Genomic DNA, 12,170 nt, shown 5'->3' with positions numbered 1-12,170 from the left:
TAATTTGCGACCTTTGAATCCGGGATACAGTAGAGGGATAGCGGTTAGATGAGCGACCTTGCGAGAGAAATTACACCGGTTAACATCGAGGAAGAGCTGAAGAGCTCCTATCTGGACTATGCGATGTCGGTCATTGTTGGCCGTGCGCTGCCGGACGTCCGCGATGGCCTTAAGCCGGTACACCGTCGCGTACTATACGCCATGAACGTATTGGGCAATGACTGGAATAAAGCCTATAAAAAATCTGCCCGCGTCGTCGGTGACGTCATCGGTAAATATCACCCGCATGGTGATACCGCCGTTTATGACACCATCGTTCGTATGGCGCAGCCATTCTCCTTGCGTTACATGCTGGTAGATGGTCAGGGTAACTTTGGTTCAGTCGACGGCGACTCCGCTGCGGCGATGCGTTATACGGAAATCCGTATGTCGAAAATCGCTCATGAGCTGATGGCCGACCTGGAAAAAGAGACCGTTGATTTCGTCGATAACTACGACGGCACCGAGCGCATCCCAGATGTGATGCCAACCAAGATCCCGAACCTGCTGGTTAACGGTTCGTCCGGTATCGCGGTCGGTATGGCGACCAACATTCCGCCGCACAATATCACCGAAGTGATCAACGGCTGCCTGGCCTATATCGACGATGAAGACATCAGCATTGAAGGGCTGATGGAACACATCCCGGGTCCGGACTTCCCGACGGCGGCGATCATCAACGGTCGTCGCGGTATTGAAGAAGCGTACCGCACCGGCCGCGGCAAGATTTACATCCGTGCCCGCGCCGAAGTGGAAGCGGACGCTAAAACCGGCCGTGAAACCATCATTGTTCACGAGATCCCGTATCAGGTGAACAAAGCGCGTCTGATTGAAAAAATCGCCGAGCTGGTAAAAGAAAAACGCGTTGAAGGCATCAGCGCGCTGCGTGACGAGTCTGACAAAGACGGTATGCGCATCGTGATTGAGATCAAACGCGACGCGGTGGGTGAGGTTGTGCTGAACAACCTGTACTCCCAGACTCAGCTTCAGGTTTCCTTCGGTATCAACATGGTTGCGCTGCACCATGGTCAGCCGAAGATCATGAACCTGAAAGAGATTCTGAGCGCGTTCGTGCGTCACCGCCGTGAAGTTGTGACCCGTCGTACCATCTTCGAACTGCGCAAAGCGCGCGACCGTGCGCACATCCTTGAAGCGCTGGCGGTTGCGCTGGCCAACATCGACCCGATCATCGAACTGATCCGTCGTGCGCCAACCCCAGCGGAGGCGAAAGCCGCCCTGATTTCCCGTCCGTGGGATCTGGGTAACGTCGCCGCGATGCTGGAACGTGCGGGCGATGACGCAGCGCGTCCTGAGTGGCTGGAACCTGAGTTCGGCGTGCGTGACGGTCAGTATTACCTGACTGAACAGCAGGCTCAGGCGATTCTGGATCTGCGTCTGCAGAAACTGACCGGCCTTGAGCACGAGAAACTGCTCGACGAATACAAAGAGCTGCTGGAACAGATTGCTGAACTGCTGCATATCCTGGGCAGCGCAGAGCGTCTGATGGAAGTGATCCGTGAAGAGCTGGAGCTGGTCCGCGATCAGTTCGGCGACGCGCGCCGCACCGAAATCACCGCGAACAGCTCTGATATCAACATTGAAGATCTGATCAACCGCGAAGACGTGGTGGTCACCCTGTCTCACCAGGGCTATGTGAAGTATCAGCCGCTGACCGACTACGAAGCACAGCGTCGTGGCGGTAAAGGTAAATCTGCGGCACGCATTAAAGAAGAAGACTTTATTGACCGCCTGCTGGTGGCGAACACCCATGACACGATCCTCTGCTTCTCCAGCCGCGGTCGTCTGTACTGGATGAAAGTCTATCAGCTGCCGGAAGCGAGCCGTGGCGCGCGTGGCCGTCCAATCGTTAACCTGCTGCCGCTGGAAGCGAATGAACGTATCACCGCCATCCTGCCGGTACGCGAGTACGAAGAGGGCGTGAACGTCTTTATGGCGACCGCCAGCGGTACCGTGAAGAAAACCGCGCTGACCGAGTTCAGCCGCCCACGTTCCGCCGGGATCATCGCGGTGAACCTGAACGAAGGCGACGAGCTGATCGGTGTGGATCTGACCTCCGGTTCTGATGAAGTGATGCTGTTCTCTGCGGCCGGTAAAGTGGTGCGCTTTAAAGAGAACGCCGTTCGTGCAATGGGTCGCACTGCTACGGGCGTCCGTGGTATCAAACTGGCTGGCGAAGACAGCGTTGTTTCTCTGATTATTCCGCGCGGTGAAGGGGCTATCCTGACCGTGACGCAGAATGGTTACGGTAAACGTACGGCGGAAGGGGAATACCCAACCAAGTCTCGCGGCACGCAGGGCGTTATCTCTATCAAAGTGACCGAGCGCAACGGTTCCGTTGTGGGCGCGGTGCAGGTAGACGATGCCGATCAGATCATGATGATCACCGATGCCGGTACGCTGGTGCGTACCCGCGTCTCTGAGATCAGCGTGGTTGGGCGTAACACCCAGGGCGTGATCCTCATCCGTACAGCGGAAGATGAAAACGTGGTGGGTCTGCAGCGCGTTGCTGAGCCGGTGGATGACGAAGAGCTCGATTCCATCGACGGTAGCGTTGCGGAAGGCGATGATGATATCGCGCCGGAAGTCGACACCGACGATGACGTAGCGGATGACGCTGACGAGTAATGTCTCCTGATGCAAAAAAGGGCCGGATTCCGGCCCTTTTCTTTTGCACAAGCAGATAAGTCAACGTTGCGACCTGGCGCGTTTACCGCTACCTTAACCACATTCTTTTGACCCCGACGGCGGAGCCTCGCCCCCTTGAAATACCTCGTCTCCTTTCGTACTACGCTGAAAGTTTCTCGCTATCTGTTTCGGGCGCTGGCGCTCTTGCTTTGGCTGCTGGTGGCCTTGTTCTCGGTGTTTTACATCGTTAACGCGCTACACCAGAAAGAAGCGGAGATCCGCCAGGAGTTTAACTTAAGCTCCGACCAGGCCCAGCGCTACATTCAGCGAACGTCTGACGTGATGAAGGAGCTGAAGTATATTGCCGAAAATCGTCTGACGGCGGAAAACGGCATTCTTGCGCTTCGCGGGCGTAACGACAAAACCGAAGTACCGGACTTCCAGCCGCTGTTCCCGGATTCCGATTGCTCCACCATGAGCAATACCTGGCGCGGGTCGCTGGAATCCCTTGCCTGGTTTATGCGCTACTGGCGCGACAATTTCTCCGCCGCCTATGACCTGAACCGCGTATTCCTGATTGGCAGTGAAAATCTCTGCATGGCTGACTTTGGCCTGCGCGACGTGCCCGTTGAGCGTGACGATGCGCTGAAAAGCCTGCATGAACGTATTGTGAAATATCGCAATGCGCCGCAGGACGAGCGCGGGAATAACATCTTCTGGGTTAGCCAGGGCCCGCGACCGGGCGTGGGCTATTTCTACGCCCTGACGCCGGTGTATCTGGGCAATCGCCTGCAGGCGCTGCTGGGGATTGAGCAGACCATTCGCATGGAAAACTTTTTCACTCCGGGCAGCCTGCCTATGGGGGTGACCATTCTGGATGAAAACGGTCATCAGCTGATCTCACTCGCCGGGCCGGATAACCGGTTAAACGTCGAACCGCACTGGATGCAGGAGCGGTCGTGGTTTGGCTATACCTCTGGCTTCCGCGAGCTGGTGCTGAAGAAGAGCCTGCCGCCTTCGTCGCTGAGTATTGTCTATTCGCTGCCGGTGGATATGGTGCTTGAGCGGATACGTATTCTCATCATGAATGCGATTCTGCTGAACCTGATCGCGGGCGGGGCGCTGTTTACCCTGGCGCGCATGTATGAGCGGAAAATCTTTATTCCGGCCGAAAGCGACGCCCAGCGGCTGGAGGAACACGAGCAGTTTAACCGGAAGATTGTCGCGTCGGCGCCGGTGGGGATCTGCATTCTGCGTACCCAGGACGGAACCAACATCCTGAGTAACGAGCTGGCGCATAACTACCTGAACATGCTGACGCACGAGGACCGCCAGAGGCTGACGCAAATTATCTGCGGTCAGCAGGTTAACTTTGTCGACGTGCTCACCAGCACGCACACCAACCAGCAGATCAGCTTTGTGCATTCCCGCTATCGCAATGAAAACGTGGCGATTTGCGTGCTGGTGGATGTCTCCGCGCGCGTGAAGATGGAAGAGTCGTTGCAGGAGATGGCGCAGGCCGCGGAGCAGGCCAGCCAGTCGAAATCCATGTTCCTTGCCACCGTCAGCCACGAGCTGCGAACGCCGCTGTACGGGATCATCGGTAACCTCGACCTGCTGCAGACCAAAGAGTTGCCGAAAGGGGTCGACAGGCTGGTGACGGCAATGAACAACTCCTCCAGCCTGCTGCTGAAAATCATCAGCGATATTCTCGACTTCTCTAAAATTGAGTCTGAGCAGCTGAAAATCGAACCGCGGGAGTTCTCGCCGCGCGAGGTGATGAACCACATCAGCGCCAACTATCTGCCGCTGGTGGTGCGTAAACAGCTGGGGCTCTACTGCTTTATTGAACCTGACGTGCCGCTGACGCTGCACGGCGATCCGATGCGCCTGCAGCAGGTCATTTCTAACCTGCTCAGCAACGCCATCAAATTCACCGACGTTGGCTGTATCGTGTTGCACGTCTGCCGGGCGGGGGATTACCTGAGCATTCGCGTGCGCGACACGGGCGTCGGCATCCCGGCGAAGGAAGTGGTCCGCCTGTTCGACCCGTTCTTCCAGGTCGGGACCGGCGTGCAGCGTAACTTCCAGGGCACCGGACTGGGGCTGGCGATTTGTGAGAAGCTCGTCAGCATGATGGACGGCGATATCTCTGTGGATACCGAGCCCGGCATGGGCAGCCAGTTCACCATCCGTATTCCGCTCTATTCGGCGCAGTATCCGGCAAAAGCGACGGTGGACGGGCTGAGCGACAAGCGCTGCTGGCTGGCGGTGCATAACGCCTCGCTGAATGACTACCTGACGGCGCTGCTTGCCCACAGCGGCGTGAGGGTGTGTCTCTATGAAGGTCAAACACCGGATGTGGACGATGTGCTGATTGCCGACGAGATGCCGGAGCAGCCGTGGCAGGGGAGAGGGGCAGTGCTCTTCTGCCGTCGCCACATAGGCATTCCTGTCGAGCGTGTGCCCGGGGAATGGGTACACAGTGTTGCAACGCCGCACGAGCTGTTGAGCCTGCTGGCGCGCATCTACAAAGTGGAGCTGGAAGAGCGCGACGGTGCGGGCGGATTGCCGTCACCGGAGTCTCTGGCGTCGGTGAATGACGATATGATGATTCTGGTGGTGGATGACCATCCGATTAACCGTCGCCTGCTGGCTGACCAGCTTGGATCGCTGGGCTACCAGTGCAAAACCGCCAATGACGGCGTGGATGCGCTGAATGTGCTGAGTAAAAATCATATTGATATCGTGCTTAGCGACGTCAACATGCCAAACATGGACGGCTACCGTCTGACGCAGCGCATCCGACAGCTTGGCCTGACGCTGCCGGTAGTGGGCGTAACGGCGAACGCGCTGGCGGAAGAGAAACAGCGTTGTCTGGAGTCAGGCATGGACAGCTGTCTGTCGAAACCGGTGACGCTGGACGTGCTGAAGCAGACATTGTCGATTTACGCGGATCGCGTGAGAAAAACCAGAATATAAAAAAGGCCCGTAAGGGCCTTTTCGTTTTTTCACCCTCTCCCCGCGGGAGAGGGACGGGGTGAAGGCATCAGGCCGCACACCCGTCCGGGATCAATCCTTGTCCGTTGCGCTCAGCGTAACGGAGGAGAGATAGTTCAGCAGAGCAATATCGTTGTCCACGCCCAGCTTCATCATCGCTGATTTCTTCTGGCTGCTGATGGTTTTAATGCTGCGGTTCAGCTTCTTGGCAATCTCGGTTACCAGGAAACCTTCTGCGAACAGGCGCAGAACTTCACTCTCTTTCGGGGACAGGCGTTTGTCACCGTAGCCACCCGCGCTGATTTTTTCCAGCAGACGAGAGACGCTCTCAGGCGTGAACTTCTTGCCTTTCTGCAGCGCAGCGAGCGCTTTTGGCAGATCGGTCGGGGCGCCCTGTTTCAGCACAATCCCTTCGATGTCCAGATCCAACACCGCGCTCAGGATTGCCGGGTTGTTGTTCATGGTCAGAACAATGATCGAGATATCCGGGAAGTGACGCTTAATGTATTTGATGAGCGTGATCCCATCACCGTATTTGTCCCCAGGCATGGAGAGATCGGTAATGAGCACGTGCGCATCAAGCTTTGGGAGGTTATTGATCAGTGCTGTAGAGTCTTCAAATTCACCGACTACATTCACCCACTCGATCTGTTCAAGTGATTTGCGAATACCGAACAGTACAATCGGATGGTCATCGGCAATAATTACGTTCATATTGTTCATGTATAAGGCTACCTTGCTACAGCAAGCTTTTGACGTAGGCGTCAATGTCGCTGATGTATTTTTCAATGCCAGAGGCATCTTTCTCACGAATTAGATGTTCCAGCGTTTCACATAACTGCTTGCCGGGAACCAGATTAAGCATGGCAAACACCCCTTTAAGCCGGTGTGCTGTCTGTGCCAGCGCTGCAAAATCATTCGCAGCGGACTCAGTATACAACCGCTTAACATCATCTGGTACTGTATCAACAAAGAGTGAATAGTATCCGCTGGCGTGAAGCTCGGCATTTTCATTGCCGCCTAACGGTGACTCCGTTATCTCTTCCTGCGCCAGCTGCTCTTCTATTAGTTGTAGTACAGCTTCCTGCATCGCATTGCTTATATTAAAGTTGACGCGCAGCTGGCCAGGGCCGATTTTCCGCACGCCTGACTCATCATCGCTTAAAAGCAAGCCGGAGGCAGTAAGATTAGACGGATTATCAGTTAAAAACAGATCAAATTCTTGACTTGCAAGTCTTTCATCCGGCGTGATGCAGGCCGCACCCCAATTTTCTAACTGACGAACGACAATATTGCGGATCTCGTTCGAGGTCACGTCGACCATCACCACGACGTCATCCAGCAGACGTTCCTCATCTTCTTCCTGCGGATTGGCCGCCATTTTCACGTGCAGAGAATAGCGGGTGCCGAGGGATTCACGTGCTTTGATGTTCAGGTGGCCGCCGAGCTTACGCGCCAGCTGATCGCACAGCCAGAAGGTCAGGGCATTGGCCTTGCCGTAGCGATCGCTCTGCGTGTCATTCAGGAACGGGAAGTGCAGATTATCAATTTCACTCGTTGTTACGCCTTCCCCGGTGTCCAGGATGCGGAACGTCAGACGGTCTTCTGCCGACTCCTCGGTGCTGACTTCAAGGGTGATTTTGCCGATCTGCGTGGTGGTCACGGCATACTGAATAATCATCAGCAGAATTCGGCGCAGCGCTTCGCGATCGCCGTGGCGTTCGTCATTCGCAGGGAGATTGTTATTGATCAGCAGCTGCAGCCCTTTGCGCTTGATGACGGGCAGTACTTCAGGCACCACTTCATCGATCAGATCCTGAATGGAGAAGAGGGCTGGCGTTCCCTTCCAGAAATCATTCTCCAGCATGTTCGCCAGCTGGATCTCATCAACCATTCTGACCAGCGAATCGGCTTGGCAGGCAAGCTGGTGGCTTTCAGAGGTGTTTAACGCCGCCGCCTGGGTCGCCAGCGTTTTTAACGGCTGCTTGAAGGCATCGCCAATGTTCTGCATAAATGCGGCGCGCCCCTGCTGGTTTTTCTCATACAGCCTTTGCGCCTGCTTGAGCTTCTTATTGACCAGCACTTCGCGATCCTGGTCGCGAATAATGAAGATTTGCGTGCGGGGAGCCACCTGGCTGCGGAACTGACGGATCTCGTACAGTTCATTGTTGATGGTTGCCTGAATCACCCCCTGGTGTTGATCCGCCATGGTGGTGATGTTCTGCAGGTTAAGGTGCGGCAGCAGATGGTCGGCAATTTTATTGCTCATCACCGTACGATTCGCTTCCTGGTCGTGAACCAGGACCCCAAGCGGCAGCACGGAAACAATCTCTTCATTCAGTGCACGCAATACGCGCAGCTCGTTGCTGGTGCCGGCCGGAACCGCAGAGGCGTCGCTCTGACGACCCGTCTGGAAACGGAAGGTGCTGTAGCCAAACAGGGCCAGCGCCAGCAGACCGATATTCAGCAGCAGAGGCAGCAGGATATTTTGCAGGGTGTCGAGCAACAGCGTGCCAAACGGTACCTGCCACACCAGGCGCATACCGGTCGAGTTCAGCGATGAGGCAATTTCGATTTTCGAGCCGTTAAAGGAGATCGATACGCTCTCTGCGGCCTCTTTGTCAGACGCCGCACGCATGTTCTGGGTGCTGCTGTCTGGCTCCAGGCGGAAGCTGTCGAGCGGCATGTCCGGCGGGATTAAATCATTAATCGGTAAATCGAAGGCCACTACCGTCGCCAGATGTCCGGGCTGGTTGAACGTGGTGCGCAGGGTAAAATAATGGCCGTTTTGCCAGGCCAGACGACGCAGGGAAGAGAAACTCTCACGTTCATCAAGGGCGTTCGCCTGCTGCAGCATCTCTGCCCGGCGGGAATCGACGATGCTGCCCACGGTTGTCTCTTTAAAGCCGGACGAGAGATCTTTTAACGGCAGCGTTGAGATCAGGATCATGCTGTTATCCTGACCGTTCAGATAATACATCGACCACGGTACCGTTTCGGCACCCCAGAGGGTATCCAGATAGGTCGAAATACGCTGCGTCATCTCAAGCGTCGCGCTGTCGTGAGAGCCAAAGATAAGGGCCTCGGTCTTACGCTGCGGTTTTTCGAGATAATAGACATCCTGCTTAAGCCGCGTTTCCTGAAGTCCATCCCCGGATGAGGAGGTCGGGGCAGCCGCGATATTGTCGTAAATCTGCCAGGTGGCGTAGCGCCAGGTGTCTATGCGCTTGTGCACGGCGTGGGTGATATCCACGACCTGATAGCTCTTATCCTTCAGCCAGGCGTTAACCGCGCTTTGTACCATCACCCCCATGGTGACTAACAGCACAACGATCAAAAGAAGAAAGAAACGGGTGATGCTCCCGGGGAGAAGGGAGAATTTGCTCGGGGCGGTAGTTTCAGTCTGACTCATTGATATCTTTAACCCGTTATGGTCGTGCTCTGTGGCGATAGGGCAGTATAAAGGGTAATAACTGAATTTCCAGCGCGACTGTCCGGGAAGAGGCGACTTTTTCTCCGGGCAATATCGGCGGCGGAGAGTGCAGAAAACATGTACAAACTCGCCATGCGCGTACAAATAATCGACCCACGCCGTCAATAAATAGCACGAATTAACAAGAAATTAAGTTTTGCACCAATTTATGGACTTCGAAGAATACCCGACGAGAATTTAGTTAATAGTCGTTACAATTACGGTGCGGTAGCACAAAAAAAGAGAAGTTACGTAAAGAAAGGTAAAAAAAAACCGAATGCGAAGCATCCGGTTCAATTAGGGATAAACAGACATTCAAAACTGAATGACGGTAATAAATAAAGTTAATGATGATAGCGAGAGTTATTTTAGAGATTAGCTGCGATCTTGTTTTGTCATTCAGTGCTGTAACGGATTTTATTGTAACTTACTGATGTTTATGTGGTGTTTTTTTCGTTTGATTATAAGTGCTAATTTTCTAAGCTATTTGTGCTTTGTAAAAGTTCCTTGATATTTACATTTTGAAACATGTTGATAGATAAATGAAACATCTTCAAAGTTTTCGTATCATATTCGCATTGGATTATTCTGTAATTTTGAGGAGAATGAAATTGCCGACTGGTTAATGAGGGTTAACCAGTAAGCAGTGGCAATTATAAGGCATATAACAGAGGGTTAATAAAATGAAAGTTAAAGTACTGTCCCTCCTGGTACCAGCACTCCTGGTGGCAGGCGCAGCAAATGCGGCCGAAATTTATAACAAAGATGGCAACAAATTAGATCTGTACGGCAAAGTCGATGGTCTGCACTATTTCTCTGACGACAAGGGTGCCGACGGCGACCAGACCTACATGCGTCTTGGCTTCAAAGGCGAAACTCAGGTTAACGATCAGCTGACCGGTTACGGCCAGTGGGAATACCAGATCCAGGGCAACACCTCCGAAAGCGAAAACGATGCCTGGACGCGTGTGGCGTTCGCGGGTCTGAAATTCGGTGACGCGGGTTCTTTCGATTACGGTCGTAACTACGGCGTAATCTACGACGTAACCTCCTGGACTGACGTTCTGCCAGAATTTGGCGGCGATACCTACGGCGCAGACAACTTCCTGCAGTCCCGTGCTAACGGCGTAGCGACCTACCGTAACCAGGACTTCTTCGGTCTGGTGGATGGTCTGAACTTTGCCCTGCAGTATCAGGGTAAAAACGGCAGCGTAAGCGGTGAAAACGTAGGTGGCCGTAGCCTGCTGAAACAGAACGGCGACGGCTACGGTGCATCCGTGACCTATAACCTGGGCGAAGGTTTCAGCGTGGGCGGCGCAATGTCCTCCTCCAAACGTACCGCCGATCAGAACGGCGCAAGCGTTTACGGTCATGGCGATAACGCAGAAGTCTATTCTGGCGGCCTGAAATACGATGCCAACAACATCTATCTGGCAGCGCAGTACTCCCAGACCTACAACGCAACCCGTTTCGGTACCTCTAACGGCAGCAGCCCGACTACCGCTTACGGCTTCGCTAACAAAGCGCAGAACTTCGAAGTGGTTGCTCAGTACCAATTCGACTTCGGCCTGCGTCCATCCGTGGCTTACCTGCAGTCTAAAGGAAAAGACATCGAAGGTTACGGCGATCAGGATCTGCTGAAATATGTTGATGTTGGTGCGACTTACTACTTCAACAAAAACATGTCTACCTACGTGGATTACAAAATCAACCTGGTTGATGAAAATGAATTCACCCGTCAGGCGGGTATCGGTACTGACGATATCGTCGCGCTGGGCCTGGTTTACCAGTTCTAATCGCTTCACCGTGTGACGTAAGGGGCCTGATGGCCCCCTTTTTGTGCTTCCCGGATTCTCACAACTCACCCGTTTTGGTGTACTCTTGCCGCCCTGGCATGAGGATAATAATGAATGGACATGACTTTTTTACGCGCCAGCTTTCTGGCTATGCTTTTTTTCCTGACCGCGTGTAACGATCCCACTCCCGTGGCGAAAACCGACGCACCCGCCGCGACGGTGCTCGAAGGCAAAACGATGGGCACCTTCTGGCGCGTCAGCGTGATGAACCTCGATAAAACGCGCACAGATGAACTTCGCGGCAAAATCCAGTCTCAGCTGGATGCCGACGATCAGCTGCTCTCAACCTATAAAAATGACTCGGCGCTGATGCGCTTTAATCTCTCCACCAGTACCTCCCTGTGGCCGGTGAGCGAAGCGATGGCCGATATCGTGACCGAATCCATACGCGTGGGTTACAAAACCAACGGGGCGATGGATGTGACCGTCGGACCTCTGGTGAACCTCTGGGGATTTGGCCCTAACAAACAGCCGATGACAACGCCTGAACAGGCGGCCATTGATGACGCCCGCGCCCGGACAGGGCTGCAGCATCTGACGGTGATCAATCAGTACGGGCAACAGTACCTGCAAAAAGATATCCCCGATCTGTTTGTCGATCTGTCGACGGTTGGGGAAGGGTATGCGGCGGATCATCTTGCTGCGCTGATGGCCCAGGAAGGCATTTCCCGCTATCTGGTCTCCGTGGGCGGCGCGTTAGTCAGCCGGGGGATGAACGCCAGCGATAAGCCGTGGCGCGTAGCGATTCAAAAACCGACCGATCGGCAAAATGCCGTGCAGGCGATAGTGGATATCAACGGTCACGGCATCAGTACTTCCGGAAGCTACCGTAACTATTACGAGCTTGACGGGAAGCGTATTTCGCATGTTATCGATCCGCAGACCGGCCGTCCCATCACGCATAATCTGGTCTCGGTGACGGTCATTGCCCCCACCGCGCTGGAAGCGGATGCCTGGGATACCGGATTAATGGTTCTCGGCCCGGAAAAAGCCAAAGAGGTGGTTCGCCAGGAAGGACTGGCGGTTTATATGATCACCAAAGAGGGCGACGGGTTCAAAACCTGGAGCTCGCCGCAGTTCAAGAGTTTCCTGGTGCACGACAAAAATTAAAAAGCAAGGTTGCGGGTTTTTTATCACTGGCGCTCAGGCACGCTCTA

Annotated in this window: 6 protein-coding genes; 4 read left to right on the top strand and 2 right to left on the bottom strand. The window is 54.4% G+C overall.

Going from position 1 to position 12,170, the window contains the following annotated elements; genetic code table 11:
• Window positions 1–48 precede the first annotated feature (48 nt).
• Together gyrA and rcsC are read left to right on the top strand one after the other, a co-directional pair.
• Window positions 49–2,685 carry a DNA topoisomerase (ATP-hydrolyzing) subunit A gene (gene gyrA, locus HB664_RS18355; protein WP_219939959.1) on the top strand — a complete coding sequence of 879 codons (2,637 nt, stop codon included), beginning with the start codon at window positions 49–51 and terminating at the stop codon, window positions 2,683–2,685.
• A gap of 135 nt (window positions 2,686–2,820) precedes the next feature.
• A complete protein-coding gene (gene rcsC, locus HB664_RS18350; RefSeq protein WP_219939958.1) occupies window positions 2,821–5,667 on the top strand; it encodes a two-component system sensor histidine kinase RcsC in 2,847 nt (948 codons plus the stop codon).
• 90 nt (window positions 5,668–5,757) lie between these two features.
• On the opposite strand, the gene rcsB is transcribed toward rcsC, so the two are convergent.
• Window positions 5,758–6,408, bottom strand: coding sequence for a response regulator transcription factor RcsB (rcsB, locus tag HB664_RS18345; RefSeq protein ID WP_003859405.1), 651 nt, complete (start codon window positions 6,406–6,408; stop codon window positions 5,758–5,760).
• A 16-nt stretch (window positions 6,409–6,424) separates the two neighbouring features.
• Entirely contained in the window at window positions 6,425–9,097 is a 2,673-nt protein-coding gene (gene rcsD / locus HB664_RS18340; RefSeq protein WP_058841535.1) for a phosphotransferase RcsD, read from the bottom strand.
• Between the two features lie 743 nt (window positions 9,098–9,840).
• Between rcsD and HB664_RS18335 the strand changes: the two genes are divergently transcribed.
• Window positions 9,841–10,953 carry a porin OmpC gene (locus HB664_RS18335; protein WP_047060579.1) on the top strand — a complete coding sequence of 371 codons (1,113 nt, stop codon included), beginning with the start codon at window positions 9,841–9,843 and terminating at the stop codon, window positions 10,951–10,953.
• Between the two features lie 114 nt (window positions 10,954–11,067).
• Window positions 11,068–12,123, top strand: coding sequence for an FAD:protein FMN transferase ApbE (apbE, locus tag HB664_RS18330; RefSeq protein ID WP_033146056.1), 1,056 nt, complete (start codon window positions 11,068–11,070; stop codon window positions 12,121–12,123).
• Window positions 12,124–12,170: the final 47 nt, after the last annotated feature.

The sequence above is a fragment of the Enterobacter sp. DNB-S2 genome (genome assembly GCF_019443845.1).
GTDB classification, from domain to species: Bacteria; Pseudomonadota; Gammaproteobacteria; order Enterobacterales; family Enterobacteriaceae; genus Enterobacter; species Enterobacter asburiae_B.
This window is presented reverse-complemented; position numbering and strand designations above follow the sequence as displayed.